At 71.3% G+C, this 17498-nt stretch carries 21 protein-coding genes and 1 pseudogene; 9 read left to right on the top strand and 13 right to left on the bottom strand.

All coding sequences use genetic code 11. The features are described from left to right. Positions 1 to 113: 113 nt before the first annotated feature. The 13 genes from H288_RS0104895 to H288_RS0104955 form a co-directional block, all read right to left on the bottom strand. Complete coding sequence (locus H288_RS0104895; RefSeq protein WP_020091475.1) at positions 114 to 1451, bottom strand: S41 family peptidase; 1338 nt, start codon at positions 1449 to 1451, stop codon at positions 114 to 116. Next, entirely contained in the window at positions 1451 to 2806 is a 1356-nt protein-coding gene (locus tag H288_RS0104900) for a peptidoglycan DD-metalloendopeptidase family protein (protein WP_020091476.1), read from the bottom strand. Before H288_RS0104900 ends, H288_RS0104895 begins: the two co-directional genes overlap by 1 nt. A 12-nt stretch (positions 2807 to 2818) precedes the next feature. Beyond that, positions 2819 to 3313, bottom strand: coding sequence for a 23S rRNA (pseudouridine(1915)-N(3))-methyltransferase RlmH (rlmH, locus tag H288_RS0104905; protein ID WP_020091477.1), 495 nt, complete (start codon positions 3311 to 3313; stop codon positions 2819 to 2821). Between the two features lie 15 nt (positions 3314 to 3328). After that, positions 3329 to 3715 carry a ribosome silencing factor gene (rsfS, locus tag H288_RS0104910; protein ID WP_081636441.1) on the bottom strand — a complete coding sequence of 129 codons (387 nt, stop codon included), beginning with the start codon at positions 3713 to 3715 and terminating at the stop codon, positions 3329 to 3331. 75 nt (positions 3716 to 3790) lie between these two features. Then, entirely contained in the window at positions 3791 to 4450 is a 660-nt protein-coding gene (locus tag H288_RS0104915; protein WP_026604674.1) for a nicotinate-nucleotide adenylyltransferase, read from the bottom strand. A 19-nt stretch (positions 4451 to 4469) separates the two neighbouring features. Further along, positions 4470 to 5768, bottom strand: a complete 1299-nt coding sequence (locus H288_RS0104920; protein WP_020091480.1) for a glutamate-5-semialdehyde dehydrogenase — start codon at positions 5766 to 5768, stop codon at positions 4470 to 4472. 158 nt (positions 5769 to 5926) lie between these two features. Then, entirely contained in the window at positions 5927 to 7042 is a 1116-nt protein-coding gene (proB, locus tag H288_RS0104925; protein WP_020091481.1) for a glutamate 5-kinase, read from the bottom strand. A 70-nt stretch (positions 7043 to 7112) separates the two neighbouring features. Next, complete coding sequence (gene obgE, locus H288_RS0104930) at positions 7113 to 8141, bottom strand: GTPase ObgE (RefSeq protein WP_020091482.1); 1029 nt, start codon at positions 8139 to 8141, stop codon at positions 7113 to 7115. Between the two features lie 88 nt (positions 8142 to 8229). Continuing rightward, positions 8230 to 8826 carry a GNAT family N-acetyltransferase gene (locus H288_RS0104935; protein ID WP_020091483.1) on the bottom strand — a complete coding sequence of 199 codons (597 nt, stop codon included), beginning with the start codon at positions 8824 to 8826 and terminating at the stop codon, positions 8230 to 8232. Between the two features lie 186 nt (positions 8827 to 9012). After that, entirely contained in the window at positions 9013 to 9279 is a 267-nt protein-coding gene (rpmA, locus tag H288_RS0104940; protein WP_012317134.1) for a 50S ribosomal protein L27, read from the bottom strand. A gap of 84 nt (positions 9280 to 9363) precedes the next feature. Continuing rightward, positions 9364 to 9678, bottom strand: a complete 315-nt coding sequence (gene rplU, locus H288_RS0104945; protein ID WP_010683509.1) for a 50S ribosomal protein L21 — start codon at positions 9676 to 9678, stop codon at positions 9364 to 9366. Between the two features lie 189 nt (positions 9679 to 9867). Continuing rightward, positions 9868 to 10272 (bottom strand): hypothetical protein, encoded by a 405-nt coding sequence (locus H288_RS0104950; RefSeq protein WP_234081062.1) that lies wholly within the window; start codon positions 10270 to 10272, stop codon positions 9868 to 9870. 197 nt (positions 10273 to 10469) lie between these two features. Further along, the gene (locus H288_RS0104955) at positions 10470 to 11102 is read right to left on the bottom strand and encodes a YceI family protein (RefSeq protein ID WP_020091485.1); all 633 of its coding nucleotides are present in this window, start codon (positions 11100 to 11102) and stop codon (positions 10470 to 10472) included. 131 nt (positions 11103 to 11233) lie between these two features. Here H288_RS0104955 and ruvA point away from each other — a divergent pair, with 131 nt between their 5' ends. The 9 genes and pseudogenes from ruvA to H288_RS0104990 all read left to right on the top strand — a co-directional run bounded on the left by ruvA (position 11234) and on the right by H288_RS0104990 (position 17496). Further along, positions 11234 to 11851 carry a Holliday junction branch migration protein RuvA gene (gene ruvA / locus H288_RS0104960; RefSeq protein ID WP_020091486.1) on the top strand — a complete coding sequence of 206 codons (618 nt, stop codon included), beginning with the start codon at positions 11234 to 11236 and terminating at the stop codon, positions 11849 to 11851. Positions 11852 to 12044: 193 nt separating this feature from the next. Then, positions 12045 to 12317 (top strand): (2Fe-2S)-binding protein, encoded by a 273-nt coding sequence (locus H288_RS35845; RefSeq protein ID WP_081636450.1) that lies wholly within the window; start codon positions 12045 to 12047, stop codon positions 12315 to 12317. 44 nt (positions 12318 to 12361) lie between these two features. Continuing rightward, a complete protein-coding gene (gene bfr, locus H288_RS0104965; RefSeq protein WP_012317139.1) occupies positions 12362 to 12859 on the top strand; it encodes a bacterioferritin in 498 nt (165 codons plus the stop codon). A 119-nt stretch (positions 12860 to 12978) separates the two neighbouring features. Continuing rightward, the gene (gene dapB / locus H288_RS0104970; protein ID WP_020091487.1) at positions 12979 to 13776 is read left to right on the top strand and encodes a 4-hydroxy-tetrahydrodipicolinate reductase; all 798 of its coding nucleotides are present in this window, start codon (positions 12979 to 12981) and stop codon (positions 13774 to 13776) included. 17 nt (positions 13777 to 13793) lie between these two features. Further along, positions 13794 to 14432, top strand: coding sequence for a 2,3-bisphosphoglycerate-dependent phosphoglycerate mutase (locus H288_RS0104975; protein WP_026604675.1), 639 nt, complete (start codon positions 13794 to 13796; stop codon positions 14430 to 14432). Then, on the top strand, positions 14433 to 15080 hold the full coding sequence (locus H288_RS0104980) for an alpha-ketoglutarate-dependent dioxygenase AlkB (protein ID WP_020091489.1): 648 nt from the start codon (positions 14433 to 14435) through the stop codon (positions 15078 to 15080). Positions 15081 to 15132: 52 nt separating this feature from the next. Beyond that, positions 15133 to 15996: pseudogene (locus H288_RS35850) on the top strand (DUF817 domain-containing protein); the annotation flags it as partial. Positions 15997 to 16050: 54 nt separating this feature from the next. After that, positions 16051 to 16452, top strand: a complete 402-nt coding sequence (locus H288_RS35855) for a DUF2809 domain-containing protein (protein WP_042675207.1) — start codon at positions 16051 to 16053, stop codon at positions 16450 to 16452. Positions 16453 to 16527: 75 nt separating this feature from the next. Continuing rightward, entirely contained in the window at positions 16528 to 17496 is a 969-nt protein-coding gene (locus H288_RS0104990) for a hypothetical protein (RefSeq protein WP_020091491.1), read from the top strand. Positions 17497 to 17498: the final 2 nt, after the last annotated feature.

Raw genomic sequence — 17498 nt, forward strand, 5'->3', positions numbered from 1 at the left:
ATTGCGGCCGGGTATGGTTAACGTTCCGCTAACGCCCGGTCCCAGAACGGGAAATCCCGCCCGGCGGGAGGCCGGACGGGATCGGGTCAGAGCGGCGCGGGGTTACCGCGCGATCAGTTCGGCAGGCTCGGCTTCTGCTGCTGCGCGGGCGTGCCGTTGGCGGCGCCCTTCTGGATGCCGTGGAGGAAGTCGACGGCCGAGATCAGCTGCTTGTCCTTGGCCGGATCCGGCGGGACGTAGGCGGAGGATCCGCCGCGCTCGTCGGTGTCCTTCTGCTTCAGGTGGCCCTTCAGCCCGGCCTCACCCTTGGTCTCGTCCTTGCCCTTGAGCTCGTCCGGCACGTCCTGCGTGACCTCGACGTCCGGCTCGATGCCCTTGGCCTGGATCGAGCGGCCCGACGGCGTGTAGTAGCGCGCCGTGGTGAGCCGGAGGGCGCCCGAGCCGCCGAGGGGGATGATCGACTGGACCGAGCCCTTGCCGAAGGAGCGCGTGCCCATGATGGTCGCGCGCTTGTGATCCTGAAGGGCGCCGGCCACGATCTCGGAGGCCGAGGCGGAACCGCCGTTGACCAGCACCACGATGGGCTTGCCCTTGGTCAGATCGCCGGCCTTGGCCGAGAACCGCTGCGTCTCGTCCGGGTTGCGGCCGCGGGTGGAGACGATCTCGCCGCGATCGAGGAAGGCGTCGGAGACCATCACGGCCTGATCGAGCAGCCCGCCCGGGTTGTTGCGCAGGTCGACGATGTAGCCCTTGATCTTGTCGGCACCGATCTCGCCCGTGAGCTTGTCGATGGCGGCCCGCATCCCGTCGAAGGTCTGCTCGTTGAACTGGGTCAGGCGGATGTAGGCGACGTCGCCACCCTCGATCTTCGAGCGCACCGGCTTGATCTTGATCACGTCGCGGGTGAGCGTGACGTCGATCGGGTCCTTCGACTCCTTGCGGCTGATCTTGAGCTTGACGCTCGAGTTGACCGGGCCGCGCATCTTGTCGACCGCCTGGTTCAGGGTGAGGCCCTGGACCTGGTCGTCATCGATCTGCGTGATGATGTCGTTCGCGAGCAGGCCCGCCTTCGCCGCCGGGGTGTCGTCGATCGGCGTGACGACCTTGATCAAGCCGTCCTCCATCGTGACCTCGATGCCGAGGCCGCCGAACTCGCCGCGGGTGGTGGTCTGCATGTCGCGGAACGCCTTGGCGTCCATGTAGCTCGAGTGCGGGTCGAGCGACGTCAGCATGCCGTTGACGGCCGCCTCGATCATCTTCGACTCGTCCGGCTTCTCGACGTAGTCGGTGCGGACCTTCTCGAAGACGTCGCCGAACAGGCTGAGCTGGCGGTAGGTCTCGGCCGAGGCGGCCACGGCCCGCGGACCCGACAAGAAGTCGGTCTGGGTCGCCACCATGGACGTTCCGGCACCGAGGAAGGCGCCGAGCATGATCAGGGAAGTCTTGCGCATCAGCCGCGAACCTTCTCGCCAAGTACCGTATTATTCGGGCTCTTCGCCCACCACGGCTCCGGATCGATGGAGCCGCCGTCCTTCTTGAACTCGACGTAGAGCGTGGGATCACCCTCGGACCCGCCGGGACCCCCACCCCTGTCGCCCATGCTGCCGACCGGTTCGCCCGCGAGCACGAACTGACCGACCTCGACGCTGATCTGGTCCATTCCCGCGAGCAGAAGATAGTAGCCGTCGCCCGCGTTGATGATCAAGAGTTGGCCATAGGACCGAAACGGCCCGGCGAACTGCACCCACCCGTCGGCCGGGGACGAGACCGACGCCTTCGGGCGGGTCGTGAACGACACGCCGCGGGTCGTCCCGCCGTTGCCGTCGGGCTGATTGAAGCCGCGTGCGACGCGTCCGCTCACCGGCCGCGGCACTTCGCCCCGCGCCTCGGCGAAATGCACTTTGGGCGCGAGCCGCGCCGGATCGCGGAAGCCGGCCGCGGCGAACCGCTCCTGCGTGATGCGCACCTCGCGCTCCGCGGCAGCCTTGGCCTCCTCGGCGGAGCGCTTCGCCGCGGCGACCTCCGCCTCTGTGCGGTCGAGCAGGTCCTTCAGGTTCTTGGCCTGCGCGCCGAGCTCGGTGGCGCGGCGCCGCTCGGCCGTGAGGCCGCTCTCCACCTCCGCCTGCCGCGCGCGCCGGGCGGCGACCAGGGCCTGCAGGCGCTGCTGCTCGCGCGCCCAGCCGGCGAGGTCGTTCGAGAGGCCTTCCTTGTCCTGCGCGATCAAACCGCGCAGCCTGATCATTTCCGCGAGATCGGCCGCGAGCGTGTCCACCTCGCCGCGCAGTTCCGGCACCACGGCACCGAGCAGCATCGAGGTCCGGATCGCGGCCAGCACGTCCTCGGGGCTCACCAGCACCGCCGGCGGCGGGCGGCGGCCCATCCGCTGGAGCGCCGCCAGGATCTCGGCGACGATGCCGCGCCGACCCTGCAGCGAGTGCCGGATCGCGGCCTCGCTCTCGCTCATCGCCTTCAGGCGCTCCTCCAGGCGGCTGAGGCGGTCTTCCGTCGCCTGCGCCTGTCGATTCGCGTCGAGGAGGGCGGTGTCGAGCTTCGCGCGGTCGGACCCGATCGCCGCAATCTCGGATTCGAACTGCGCGCGCTGTCCGGCGCTGGCGGCGAGGGCGTCCTGCACGCGCTTCAGGTTCTCGGCCCGGCGCTCCCGCTCCTCGTTGGCCCGCTGGATCGCCTCGGGATCCGTGGGCTTCGGGGTCTCGGCGCGCGCGGCGACAGTGATCGACAGCGCGGCCAGCAGGGCGAGTGCCGCGCGCGCGCGCCGCGACCCAGGCTTCGACTCGGGCTCGGACATCCTCACGGCCGCTCAGCCCGCCTCACCGCGATGGTACGGGTGACCGGCCAGGATGGTGAGGCTGCGATAGAGTTGTTCGAGGGCGAGCACGCGAACGAGTCCGTGGGGCAGGGTGGCGGCCCCGAACGACAGGATCAGCTCCGCGCGCGTCCGAATTGAGGCGTCCAGCCCGTCCGGGCCGCCGATCACCACGACCAGGGCCGGCCGGGCCGCGTCGCGCCAAGCGGCGACGCGCTCGGCCATGGCCTCGCTGGCGAGATCGGCCCGACCGCGCTCGTCGTAGGCGACGAGGACACCGCCCGCGGGCAGATGGGTCGCGAGCGCCGCCGCCTCCTCGACGCACCGGTCCGGGGCGCGGCGGGCGCGGGATTCCGGGATCTCGACGCTGTCGCAGGACGGGAAGCCGAGGCCGCGTCCGAGTTGCGCGGCGCGGTCGCGATATCGTGACGCGAGTTCGCGCTCCGGCCCGGCCTTCAGCCGTCCGACCGCGGCCAGGACCAGGCGCACGGATTCGGATCCGGCCTAGCCGGCCGCGATCCCGACGGGGCGGTCGGCGCCCCACATCTTCTCGAGATTGTAGAAGCCGCGGACCTCGGGGCGGAAGATGTGCACCAGCACGTCGCCGGCGTCGATCAGCACCCAGTCGCAGGCCGGCATGCCCTCGACCCGGGCGTTCCCGTAGCCACGATTCTTCATTTCCTGGATGATCTTGTCGGCGATCGAGCCGACGTGACGCTGCGAGCGACCCGACGTGATGATCATCGTGTCGGCGAGCGAGGTCTTGCCGGCCAGATCGATCGCGATCGTCTCCTCGGCCTTCATGTCGTCGAGGCATTCGAGGGCGAGCGCCTTCAGGTCGTCCGAGCGCGCCTGACCGGCTTCGACCGGGGCTTGGACGGGGGTGCGGATCGTCTCCGTGTGACTGGTTTCGGGCAGAGTCCTGGTTCCTCGTTCTGCCGCACGGCGACGTCGGGCCTTGCGGGATCAGGTGAAATTGGCGGTATCGGGCCGCGATTGCAACCGCGCAGGCTTCGGCGGCGCCGTCCCCCGACCCGTGCGCGCGCGGATCTGCGTGGACGACAGGGTCGAGCGCGGCCCGTGCAGGAACATCCAGGCCGGCGGCGACCGCAGCGCGAGCGTCGACGCCGCCGCCTCGGGGACCCGGGCACCGGCCAGGCGTCGGGCCGCGCGGGCACTCAGCGGCGTCATGGTGAAGCCGGGCCGGTCGATGACGGCGATCGGCACGAGGCGGGCGATCTCGGCGAAGCCCTTCCAGCGATGGAAGGTCCCGAGGGAATCGGCTCCCATGACCCAGACGAAGTGAACGCCCGGGCACCGGCGCGTGAGGAAGCGCAGCGTCTGCACCGTGAAGCGGACGCCGAGCGCAGCCTCGATCCCGGTCACGGCGATCCGCGGGTGCCGGGCGATCTGGCGCGCCTGATCGCACCGCGCCGCGACGGAGGGGAGAGCACTCCGGCTCTTGAGCGGGTTCCCCGGGCTCACCAGCCACCAGACCCGGTCGAGCCCGAGCCGACGCAGGGCCGCGAGCGTCACGTGCCGGTGGCCCAGATGGGCGGGATTGAAGGATCCGCCGTAGAGGCCGATCCGCATGCCGGGAGCGCTCGGCGGCAGGGTCAGCCGCACGCCGAACCGTCAGTGCGCGTCACGGGCGGATCTGGCCGCTGCCGTGGACCCGGTACTTGAACGTGGTCAGCTGCTCGACGCCCACCGGCCCGCGCGCGTGCATCCGCCCCGTGGCGATGCCGATCTCGGCCCCGAAGCCGAACTCGCCGCCGTCGGCGAACTGCGTGGAGGCGTTGTGGGTGACGATCGCCGAGTCGACCTCGGCCAGGAAACGGGTCGCCTCGGCGTCGTTCTCGGTGATGATCGCGTCGGTGTGATGCGAGCCGTAGGTCTCGATGTGCTCGATGGCGGCCTCGATCCCGTCCACCACCCGCACCGCGATGATCGCGTCGAGGTACTCGGTGTGCCAGTCCTGCTCGGAAGCGTCCGTCACACGGGGATCGACCGCGCGCGTCGCGGCATCGCCCCGGACGGCGCAGCCGGCGTCGAGCAGGGCCTGGACCAGCGGCGCGAGATGCGTCGCCGCGCAGGCGCGGTCGACCAGCAGGGTCTCGGCTGCGCCGCAGACGCTGGTGCGACGCATCTTGCTGTTGAGCAGCACGCTGCGGGCCATGTCGAGGTCCGCCGCCGCGGCGACGTAGACGTGGTTGATACCGTCGAGATGGGCGAAGACCGGCACGCGCGCCTCGGCCTGGACGCGCTCCACGAGGCCGCGGCCGCCGCGCGGGACGATCACGTCGACGCAGCCGTCGAGGCCCGCGAGCATCAGCCCGACCGCGGCGCGGTCGCGGGTCGGCACGAGCTGGATCGCGTCCTCCGGCAGGCCCGCATCGGCGAGCCCGCGGCTCATGGCCTTCGCGATCGCCATCGCACTGCGATGGCTGTCCGAGCCGGCCCGGAGGATCGCGGCGTTGCCGGCCTTGAGGCAGAGCGCGCCGGCATCCGCCGTCACGTTGGGGCGCGCCTCGAAGATGACGCCGACGACGCCGAGCGGCACCGCGATGCGCTCGATCAGGAGGCCGTTCGGCCGCTCGATCGCGGCGAGCTGGCGCCCGACCGGGTCGGCGAGCGACCCGACCTTCTCGACCGCGTCCGCGATGGCCGCGAGGCGCCCGGGGTCGAGCGTGAGACGGTCGATCAGCGCGGCGGTCTGGCCAGCGCTCCGGGCGGCGGCCACGTCCCGGGCGTTCTCGCCCAGGATCTCGTCGCGGCTCGCGCGGATCCGCTCGGCGATCAGCTTGAGCGCGACGTCCTTCGTCCGCGCCGAGGCCAGCGCCATGCGCCGCGCCGCCGCCCGCGCGCGGCGGCCGATCGCCGCCATCTGCTCCGGAAGGGCGTCGGCCTCGGCGAAGTCCGATCTCAGGTTCAGGACGGGCACGCTGGCGTCCTCGGTTGTCGACGGCCGCGCGCGCGGCCCGGACGGGGGAGAGCGCCGTATTTGCACATCGAACGCCGTCTCGACAAGAGTGCCGGGCCGGGAACGGTGGCGATCATCGAGACAAAAATTGTAAATAGATTAGCTTGTGTCGACGATTTCTAGAATAGTGCCAAGTCATCGCGGTGCACCATCCAGGCGCGACCGGGATAATTGAGCAGTTCCGGAATGCGCGCGCTCGGATGACCGATGATCAGCGCGGCCTCGGCGCTGTCATAGGCCACGAGACCGCGGCCGAGGATCCGGCCCTCCGGATCGCGGATCATCACGGCATCGCCGCGGGAGAAGCTGCCCTCGATCGCGCGCACGCCCACGGGAAGCAGGCTGGCCCCGCTCCGGAGCGCCTGCTCGGCGCCCGCGTCGATCGTCAGGGTGCCGCGCGGCTCCAGCGAGCCGGCGATCCAGGTCTTCCGGGCGGCCGTGGGCGTGGACCCCGAGAGGAACCACGTGCAGCGCGCCCCGTCCCGCACGGCCTTCAGCGGGTTCTTCCCGCGCCCGTCCGCGATGACCAGGTGCGTGCCGCCCGAGGCCGCGATCTTGGCGGCCTCGACCTTGGTGCGCATGCCGCCCCGCGACAGCTCGGAGGCCGGGCCGCCGGCCATCGCCTCGATCTCGGGAGTGATCCGATCGACCACGGCGAGGTGGCGCGCCTCAGGATCGCTCTGGGGCGGCGCCGTGTAGAGGCCGTCGATGTCCGAGAACAGCACCAGCACGTCGGCGTCGATCATGGTGGCGACCCGGGCGGCGAGCCGGTCGTTGTCGCCGTAGCGGATCTCCGAGGTCGCCACCGTGTCGTTCTCGTTCACGACCGGCACCGCGCGCATCTCCAGGAGTTTCAGCACGGTGGCACGGGCGTTGAGGTAGCGGCGGCGCTCCTCGGTGTCCTGCGGCGTCACGAGGATCTGGCCGGCGACGATGCCGTGATGGCCCAGCGCCTCGGCCCAGTGGCGCGCGAGGGTGATCTGTCCGACCGAGGCCGCGCCCTGGCTCTCCTCCAGGCGCAGGACGCCGGGCGGCAGGCCCAGCACCGTCCGGCCGAGGGCGATGCTGCCCGAGGACACGACCAGGACGTCGACGCCGCGCCCGTGCAGCTCCGCGATGTCCTCGGCCAGCGCGGCGAGCCAGGCGTGGCGGAGGCGGCCGGCATTGCGGTCGACCAGCAGGGCCGAGCCGACCTTGATGACCACGCGGCGGAATTCTTCGAGGGCAGGGATCATGATTCTTGCGGGACGGCGCGTTCGGGGCGGGTGTGAACCAAGACCCGCCCTTTGAACAGTCGGTCGAGGGCTACGGCTGCCAGGCGGCCGCCGGCTTCCGCTCGGCTTCGGCGCTGGCATCGATCTCGGCCTGAAGCGCGCGTAGCGCCTCGGGAACGCCCTTCCGACTCGCCGAGGACAGGACCAGCGGCGCGCGGCCGGCGGCGCGCTTCAGCTTGGCCACCTGGCTCTTGAGCGTGTCGGCGTCGAGCGCGTCGGTCTTCGAGAGCGCCACGACTTCGGGCTTCTCCGCGAGGCCGTTGCCGTAGGCCTCGATCTCGCCGCGAACCAGCTTGTAGGTCTTGCCCGCATGCTCGCTCGTGCCGTCCACGAGGTGCAGCAGCACCCGGCAGCGCTCGACATGGGCGAGGAACCTGTCGCCGAGGCCGACGCCCTCGTGGGCGCCCTCGATCAGGCCCGGGATGTCGGCGAGCACGAACTCGCGCCCGTCCGAGCGAACCACGCCGAGGCCGGGATGCAGTGTCGTGAACGGGTAGTCGGCGATCTTCGGCTTCGCCGCGGTGACGCTCGCCAGGAAGGTCGACTTGCCGGCATTCGGGAGCCCGACGAGTCCGGCATCGGCGATCAGCTTGAGCCGCAGCCAGATCCACATCTCCTGGCCTTCCAGGCCGGGATTAGCGTGTTTCGGGGCCCGGTTCGTGGAGGTCGTGAAGTAGGCGTTGCCGAAGCCGCCGTTGCCGCCCTTGGCGAGGCGGATCTTCTGGCCGACCTCGGTCAGGTCAGCGAGCAGCGTCTCGCCGTCCTCGGAGAAGATCTGCGTGCCGGCCGGGACCTTCAGAACCGTGTCGGCGCCGTTGGCGCCGTGGCAGTTCGAGCCCATGCCGTGCTCGCCCTTCTTGGCCTTGAAGTGCTGCTGGTAGCGGTAGTCGATCAGGGTGTTGAGACCCTCGACGCACTCCACCCAGACATCGCCGCCGCGGCCGCCGTCACCGCCGTTCGGTCCACCGAACTCGATGAACTTCTCGCGCCGGAACGAGACGCAGCCGGGACCGCCATCACCGGAGCGGACATAGACCTTGGCTTCGTCGAGGAACTTCACGACCTGAATCCTTTGTCGGGCGCGGATTCGCGACCCGCACCATCACCCTGTCGGCGGCCGCCGGCCAGTCCGGCGCCGCGGGGCCGCCTCAGGCGGCCCGCGTCATCGCCGGCTCGGACGGCGGAGTCTGCCAGCGCTGCCGGTCGAGGCTGAAGAGATCGACCGGAAGGTCCGCGCCGCGCGCCGGAAAGGGCCGGATCGCGCTGCCGGCCTGCGCGAAGCCGCAGGTCTCCAGCACGCGCCGGGACGCCGGGTTGACCGTGCGGGCCGAGGCGGCGAGTTCCGTCCCGCCCGTATAGGCGAAGAACGCGTGGCACAGGGCCGTCACGGCCTCGGCCATCAGGCCGCTGCCCCAGTAGGGCTGCCCGAGCCAGTAGCCGAGTTCCGGCGGTCCGTCGCTCCGCCCCTCGATGCTGACGACGCCGATGAGGCTGCCCGGCGCCGCCCGCGGCGCGAGGGCGAGCGTGAGCGCCGAACCGGCGGCGTTCCGCGAGCGCGCCTGCAGCAGGAACGCGTCCACCTCCGGGGCCGGGAGCGGGTGCGGCACCCGCGCCAGCATCGCGGCGACCGACGGGTCGCCGGCCAGCTTCAGGATCGCGTCCCTGTCCTTGGCGGTCGGCCAGCGCAGCCACAGCCGCCGCGTCTCGATCCGGAAAACGTCATCACGGGTCAGATCGGGGAACATCGTGCCCTCGCAGGGCGGCGCTCCCGGCTCCGGGGCACCGCCTCAAGACGACGAAGGGGAGGATGGCGTCCCATCCTCCCCGGTGTTCCGTCCGACCTGGCCCGTCAGGGGCTCGGCAACGACGTCTCCGGTCCGGTGTGGGACACCGGGCGGGACGCCAGCTTCGCCACTCAGGGCGCCCGCCTCTTATTCCGCGGCCTCGGCCAGCGGGGTAACACCTACGAAGGCGCGCCCGCGGCGCGTCTCGAAGCGGACATGGCCCGGTACCAGCGCGAAGATCGTGTGGTCCTTACCCATGCCGACATTGGCGCCGGGATGCCATTTGGTGCCGCGCTGACGCACGATGATGTTGCCCGGAATGACGGCCTCCGAGCCGAACTTCTTGACGCCGAGGCGCCGGCCTTCCGAATCGCGACCGTTGCGGGACGAGCCGCCAGCCTTCTTGTGTGCCATGGGATGAGCTCCGAATTCTGAGTGGCGTGGATGCGGTCGCGGATCGGTCCCTCAGGACCGTACGCGCCCAGCGTCTGGCGTGCGTCAGGCCGAAATGCCGGTGATGCGCACGACCGTGTGGTCCTGGCGATGGCCGCGCTTGCGGCGGGAGTTCTGCCGGCGGCGCTTCTTGAAGGCGATGACCTTCTTGTCGCGGCCGTGGCGCACGATCTCGCCCGTGACGCTGATGCCCGACAGGGTCGGGGCGCCGACCTGGGTCGCGCCCGCGCCGTCGGCGAACAGGAGGACCTCGCCGAAGGTCACGGCCTCGCCGGCCTCGCCCGCCAGGGAGGCGATGGTGATGGTGTCGTTGGCGGCGACGCGGTACTGCTTACCGCCCGTCTTGATGACTGCGAACATCGTTCTCTCGTGTTCTCGAACGGCCTCCGGGGCGGCTGCCCCTGGACCGGCTTCTTGTTTGAAGTCATTGAACGGGCGTTCGGCCCGGACAACGCGAAACGCGCGGACCCCAGCTGAGGCCGCGCGCCATGCGGGGTCAGTACGGGCGCGGCGGCGCCGTGTCAATCCGCGGCGGCCTGCCGGGCGGTGTCACCGGATCGGCGCGCCGGTCGCCAGGATGCCCTTCGCGACGCTGCCCGCCGGGCCGAAGGCGGCGAGGGCCTGCGCGCACCACGTCTCCCGGCCGTCGGCGGCGAGCTGCTGGCGCACCTGCGTGGCGCGGGTGCGCAGCTTCTCCTCCAGGATCGCCTCCTGCCCGGCATTGACGCGTGCCGCGAGGCGGAGCGTCGTCAGCTGGCCGGCCCGGACCTGCACGCCCGGGCAGGCCTGCTCGGCGATGATGGTCGTGGCCGCCGCCGAGGCGTAATTGTCGAGGGCCGAGGCCGGCGCGGCCGGATTGGCCGGCGCGGCGGGCGCCTGCGCGGCGGCCGTCCCCGCGAGATTCAGCGTCAGGGCTAGCGTCAGGGCAAGGGTGGGGACACCGACACGCCGCACGGCTGAGACCTCCAGGGTAAGCATCGATCGGCGCGGTGGCGCACCCGCACCTTCGCGACGATGCCGGGCGCCGACCGGGAGACGCGCGTTCCCTTGGGCGCGCCCCTCGCCGCGGCGCCGCGACGGCGGCTGACTACACGTCCGGCGACGGGGCGTCACCCGCCGCGTCGGCCCGCGGTCGGCAGACAGACCGGCCGTCAGGGCGCGGCCTTGAACTCGCCCTCGATGCGCAGGCTCACCTCGTCGCCGAGCTGCGGCAGGTAGGCGTTGATGCCGAAATCCGAGCGCTTGACGACCGCGCGCCCGTCGAAGCCCACGGTGTAGCGCTGGTCCACAGGGTGGATGCCGGCCTGGTTGAAGGTGGCGTCGATCGCGAACGGCCGGACCGTCCCACGCAGGTTGAGGTCGCCGGTGATCCGCGCGGTGGTCGGGCTGGTGGGCTCGACCTTGGTGGCGGTGAAGGTGGCGCTCGGGAACTTGGCCGTGTCGAAGAAATCCGGGGCCGCGAAGTGCTCGTTCAGCCGGGTGCTGCCGGTGATGACGCCGCCGAGCGGCACAGTCACCTCGAGGCGGCTCTTCTCGGGCGCCTTCGGGTCGAGCTGGAGCGTGCCGCTCAGGCCGGTGAACTGGCCGTAATAGGTCGAGTAGCCGAGATGCGAGACCGACCACGTGACCTTGCCGTGATCCGGATCGAGGACGTAGCTGCCGGGCCGGACCTGCGTCGGATCCGCGCTCGGCGCGACCGGTGCGGGCGGGGCTGCCGGGTTGTCCGCCGCCCGGGCCGGGCCGGCGCAGAGCAGGCCGATCAGGACAAGAAGTGGCGCGCGCATGTCATCCCCCCGTGACCGGCCAAGCTCGGCCGGCGCGGGCCCGTGATTTCATGATCTCCCTGCGCGCTCAAGCACGTCTGGCGAAGGCCGCCGCGGTTCTGTAGGCAAGCCGAGGTAGCGGCAGGCGTGGCATGATCGGCAAGCTCAAGGGCGTCGTGGACTCGTTCGGCGAGGATTTCGTGATCCTCGACGTGTCGGGGGTCGGCTACATCGTTCACTGCTCGGCGCGGACCCTGCAGCGCATGCCCAAGGTCGGCGAGCCCGCGGCGCTGTCGATCGAGACCCACGTCCGCGAGGACATGATCCGCCTCTACGGCTTCCGCTCGGACGCCGAGCGCGAGTGGTTCCGCCTGCTCCAGACCGTCCAGGGCGTCGGCGCGCGGGTGGCGCTCGGCGTTCTGTCGGTGCTGGAGCCCGAGGCGCTGGCGAGCGCCATCGCCACCGGCGACAAGGGCTCGATCAGCCGGGCCCCGGGCGTCGGGCCGCGCCTCGCCGCCAGGCTCGCCGCCGAGCTCAAGGACAAGGCCCCGGCCTTCGCGCCCGTCGATCCCGCGCTGGTCGCCCTTGCGGGCGCCGTCGAGGAGGGCGCCGCCCCGCAGCCGGTGGCGGACGCCGTCTCGGCACTGGTCAATCTCGGCTACCCGCAGGTCCAGGCCGCCGCCGCCATCGCGGCCGCGCTCAAGGGTGCGGGGGAGGGCGCCGAGGCCAAGGTGCTCATCCGGCTCGGCCTGCGCGAACTCGCCCGCTGACGGCCCGACCTGACAGTTGGGGCGCACTTAGATCGCACGCCCTTGACCCGCGCGGGCGGCGGTGCCATGTCGACCCGCGCCAATAAGGTATTGAAAAGCAAGCTACTTTTCAATTCTTCTAAACTGGCGCGGGTGCCCCGGACGGTCGTCGACGACCGCGGCGGGCACGGGGATGACGGGATTTGCGGCGCGCATGATCGTCTGTTCTTGTAACGTCTTATCGGACGGCGCCGTGCGCGGCTGCCTCGCCCCCGGACCCGGCTGCCCGCGCACGCCCGCGCAGGTCTACGCCTGCCTCGGCTGCAGCCCGAAATGCGGGCGCTGCGCCCGCACGATCCGCGAGATCATGCAGACCGCGCTGGGCGAGGCCGCGGCGGCGGAGAGCAGCCATGCTTGCACGACGGCTTGCGCGAGCGCCTGTAGTTTGGTGAAATTCCAAACTGCGGATGAGGGAGTCGCGGCCTGATGCTTCTACCCCCCGCCTGAGAGCACGGTAAGGAGTACGGGGGCATGAAGGGCGACACCAAGGTCATCGAGTATCTGAATCGCGGCCTGCGCAGCGAGCTGACGGCCGTCAGCCAGTACTGGCTGCATTTCCGCATGCTCAATGACTGGGGCTACGTCGAGCTGGCGAAGTTCTGGCGCAAGGAATCGATCGAGGAGATGAACCACGCCGACCGGTTCATCGACCGGATCCTGTTCCTCGACGGGTTCCCGAATCTGCAGGAGCTCGACCCGCTGCGGATCGGCCAGAACGTTCAGGAGATCCTGGAATCCGATCTCGCCGCCGAGAACGAGGCCCGCAGCCTCTACCTCGAGGCCGCGAAGTACTGCGATTCGATCAACGACCGCGTGTCCAAGCGCCTCTTCGAGGATCTGGCCGAGGACGAGGAGGGTCACATCGACTTCCTCGAGACCCAGCTCGAGCTGATCAAGCAGATCGGCCTGCCGCTCTACGCGCAGAAGCATATCGGCGGCCTCGAGCAGATCGCCCCCGAGAAGGAGTGACAGCGCCCGGGCTCCCGCCGCCCGCGCGGCGGAGCGGGGACCCGGACAGTGATGCGGGCAGGGGTGGGGCCGGCGCGGCCGCGTTCCTGCCCGCCTGAGACGGCAAGCTGGGGAACGGGATGCGGCTCGTGGTGGTCGGCGCCGACGGGCGCATGGGGCGGATGCTGATCCGCGCGGTGGCGCAGGCCGAGGGCTGCACGCTCTCAGCGGCGATCGAGCGCGACGGCTCGCCGGCGCTCGGCGAGGACGCCGGCGTCCTCGCCGGGCTGCCACCCCTCGACGTTCCCGTCACCGACGACGCCCTCACGGCCTTCGCGGGCGCCGACGGCGTCCTCGACTTCACCGCGCCGGCCGCCACGGTCGCCTTCGCCGAGCTCGCCGCCCAGGCGCGCATCGTCCACGTCGTCGGCACGACCGGCCTCTCGGAGGACGATTTCGTCAAGCTGAAGGCGGCCTCGTACCACGCCCGCATCGTGCAGTCGGGCAACATGTCGCTCGGCATCAACCTGATGGCCGCGCTGGTCCGGCGGGTCGCCAAGGCCCTGGGCGACGAGTTCGACATCGAGATCGCCGAGATGCACCACCGCATGAAGGTGGACGCCCCCTCCGGCACCGCGCTGATGCTCGGCGAGGCCGCCGCGGAGGGCCGCGGCGTCGACCTGAAGGCGGTTCGGGTCTCGACCCGGGACGGGCATACCGGCGCCCGCCGGCCGGGCGATATCGGCTTCGCCACCCTGCGGGGCGGCAGCGTCGTCGGCGACCACAGCGTGATCTTCGCCGGAACCGGCGAGAGCCTGACGATCAGCCACCACGCCGCCGACCGGGGCCTGTTCGCCACGGGCGCCGTCAAGGCCGCGCTCTGGGCGCATCCCAAGCCGCCGGGGCTCTACACCATGACCGACGTGCTCGGCCTGTGACCGGCGGCGCGACGGCGATGGAGCGGCTCCTCATCCTCGTCCGGCACGGCCAGAGCGAGTGGAACCTGAAGAACCTGTTCACCGGCTGGCGCGACCCGGACCTCACCGAACGCGGCGTCGCCGAGGCCCGGGCCGCCGGGCGCGGCCTCAAGAGGGACGGCTACGGGTTCGACGTGGCCTTCACCTCCGAACTGGTCCGCGCGCAGCGCACCTGTGCGCTGATCCTCGAGGAGATGGGCCTGTCCGAGATCCCGGTCCTGCGCGAGCGCGCCCTCAACGAGCGCGATTACGGCGACCTCTCCGGCCTCAACAAGGACGAGGCCCGCGCCCGCTGGGGCGACGCGCAGGTCCACGCCTGGCGCCGGGGCTACGACGTGCGGCCGCCCGGCGGCGAGAGCCTGAAGGACACGGCCGCGCGGGTTCTGCCCTGCTACGTCGCGACGATCCTGCCGCGCGTGATGGCCGGCCAGCGGGTCCTGGTGGCGGCCCACGGGAACTCGCTCCGCGCCCTGGTGATGGTCCTCGACGGATTGACCGAGGCGCAGGTGCCCGATCTCCAGATCCGGACCGGCGTGCCGCTGGTCTACCGCCTGAACGCCGACACCACGGTCGCCTCCAAGACCGTGCTGGAGCAGGTCGTCGACGCGGACCGCTGAGTGGCGACGGAACTCGGACCGGGCCTGATCCACCATCCGGGCTTCCTCGACGCGGCGGCCCGCGCGCGGCTCGCCGCGGAGATCGCCGCGGTTCTCGCCGAGGCGCCGCCCGTGACGCCGCGCATGCCCCGCACCGGCAAGCCGTTCTCGGTGCGGATGTCGAATGCCGGACCCCTCGGCTGGGTCTCCGACGTCGTGGGCTACCGCTACCAGCCGCACCATCCCGAGACCGGTCGACCCTGGCCGGCCCTGCCGCCGACCGCCCGCGCGGCCTGGGAGACGCTGGCGGCCTATCCGGCTCCGCCGGAAGCCTGCCTCGTCAACATCTACGCGCCGGGGACCCGCATGGGCCTCCACCAGGACCGCGACGAGGCGGATCTCGCCGCGCCGGTCGTGTCGCTGTCCCTCGGCGCGGCGGCCCTGTTCCGCTACGGCGGCCTGAGCCGGTCGGACCCGACCCGCTCGGTCCGGCTGCAGGCCGGCGACGCACTGGTGATGGGTGGCGCCGCGCGGCTCGTCTTCCACGGCATCGACCGGCTCTACCCGGACGGCGACCTGCTGGAAGCGGCGGACGGGCCCGGGTTCCTGCCGCCGGGCGGCCGCTGCAATCTCACCCTGCGACGCGTCACGGTGCCGGCCACGCCATGATGCGCGACACGCCATGACGCGCGAGCGAGATCCGGAGCCGGTGCCGACCGCGATGCCGCCGGCGATCCCCGGCGGGCGCGTCAGCGCGGCAGCGCAGTGGCCGGCGCTCGCCGGCTTCGTCGCGGCCGAGGCCCGCCTCCAGGAGGCGGTCCTGGCGCGCGGGCGCGTCACGGCCGGGCTCTACGAGTTCGTCCGGTTCGGGCTCAAGCAGGGCTGGGCCTGCCTGTTCGGCGGCCTGCTCCTGGCGCTCATGCTCGGCACGCGCCTCGTCTGGCCGGCCCACGCGCCCGTCGCCCGGTACGACGCGCTGTTCCTCGCCGCCCTCGTGCTCCAGGTCGCGATGCTGCGGCTGCGGATGGAGACGTGGTCGGAGGCCCGGGTGATCCTGGTCTTCCACGTCATCGGTACGGCCATGGAGATCCACAAGACCGCGATCGGCAGCTGGGTCTACCCGGAGGCGAACCTGTTCCGGCTCGGCGGCGTCCCGCTGTTCACGGGCTTCATGTACGCGGCGGTCGGCAGCTATCTCGCCCGCGTCTGGCGCCTGTTCGATTTCCGGTTCACGCGGCACCCGAGCCTGCGCCTGCTCGCGGTCCTGTCGGTGGCGATCTACGTCAATTTCCTCATCGATCATCGCGGCATCGACCTGCGTGTCGGACTCATCGCGGTCGCGGTCGCGGCCTTCGCCCCCGCGACCGTGTACTTCAAGGTCTGGCGGGAGCACCGCACCATGCCGCTCCTGCTCGGCCTGCTGCTCGTCGCGCTGTTCATCTGGTTCGCCGAGAATCTCGGCACACTGTCCGGCACGTGGCTCTACCCGAACCAGCGGCAGCACTGGTCCATCGTCCCGGTGGCCAAGCTCTCGTCCTGGTTCCTGCTGATGATCGTGTCCTACACGCTGGTCGCGCGGGTGAACGGCATCGCGACCTGGCCGGCCGTGCTGGCCGCGCCCGCGCGTCGGGAGCTGCCGATGGCCCGCGCGACCCATCTCGGCCTCGCGGCCGCGGTGATCGCCCTCGGCCTGCTGCTGCGCGTGCCGCACTGGGGCCTGCCGCTCGCGATCCACCATTACGGCGGCGGGATCCTGTGGGGGGCGATGCTGTTCCTTCTGGTCGCGGCCCTGCGACCCGGCAGCTGGGGCCTGCGCACCTGCCTGATCGCCGCCTTCGCGGCCGCCGCGCTCATCGAGAGCAGCCGGCTCGTCCACACGCCGGCCTTCGACGCCTTCCGGACGACCCTGCCGGGTCAGCTCCTCCTCGGCTCCATCTTCTCGCCGTGGAATCTCCTCGCCTACGGCGTCGGGATCGGCGCCGCCGCCGCGCTCGCGCTTTCCCTTCATCGTGAACGCAGGCGCGCCGCGTTGCCGGCTTGACAGAACAGGTCGCCCGGCAGACCCATCGGGTGCGGACTAACCCAAAGTTGGGTCCACCAGGAGAACCGGTTTTCGATGCGGATGCGCAACCTGACGCTGCGTCTCGGACGGGTTCTATGCGCAGCCGCGCTGGCGGCCAGCCTCGGCTCGGCCGCCCGGGCCGGCGATCCCGTCTATCCCGCGGGCTCGCGCTTCGGCTTCGACCCGCCCGCCGACATGTCGCTGTCGCGGCGCTTCTCGGGCTTCGAGCGGAAAGAGGGTGGCGCGACCGTGTCGGTCGTCGAATTGCCCGCGAACGCCTTCGCGGAGCTCGTCAGCGGCTTCACCGACGCCAACCTGCTGAGCCAAGGCTTCGCGGTCGAGAAGCGCGAGGAGGTCAAGATCGGCGACAACGAGGGCATGCTCTACACCGGTGAGCAGCCCGCCGATCCCGGCTCGTCCGCGCCGGCTATCCGGAAGTGGATCCTCGTGGTTGGCACACCGACCGTGACCGGGCTGATCATCGCCCAGGCGCTGCCCGACGCCGAGACCGAGGCCTCGATGCGCAAGATGGTGACCGGCGTCACCCTCCGGCCGGCCCTGTCGCTGACCCAGCAGGTCGACGCGCTGCCCTTCCGCATCGCCGACATGGCGGGCTTCCGGCCCGTGCGGGTGATGGCCGGCAACTCGGTCCTCCTCACCAGCGGCCCGAAGGACCAGATGCAGAATCTGGAACAGCCGATCCTCGTCCTCGCGCAGGCCGTGCAGCAGCCGCCCGGGGCCGAGCAGCGGGACGGCTTCGCCCGCGCCGCCCTGGCGTCCAATCAGACCCTCAAGGACTTCGTCATCGAGCGGGCGCAGAGCTACCGCTCGAACGGCGTCGACTGGCACGAGATCGTGGCCCGCGCCCTCGATCAGCCGACCAACCAGCCCGTCGTGGTCATGCAGACCATCCGGTTCGCACCGGACGGCTACGTCCGCGCCCTCGGCGTCGTGCGGCAGGATCAGCGCGACGGCGTCCTCGCCAAGTTCCGCCAGGTGGTGGACAGCGTGCAGGTCAAGTAGCG

This window comes from Methylobacterium sp. 285MFTsu5.1, assembly GCF_000383455.1.
Lineage (GTDB): Bacteria > Pseudomonadota > Alphaproteobacteria > Rhizobiales > Beijerinckiaceae > Methylobacterium.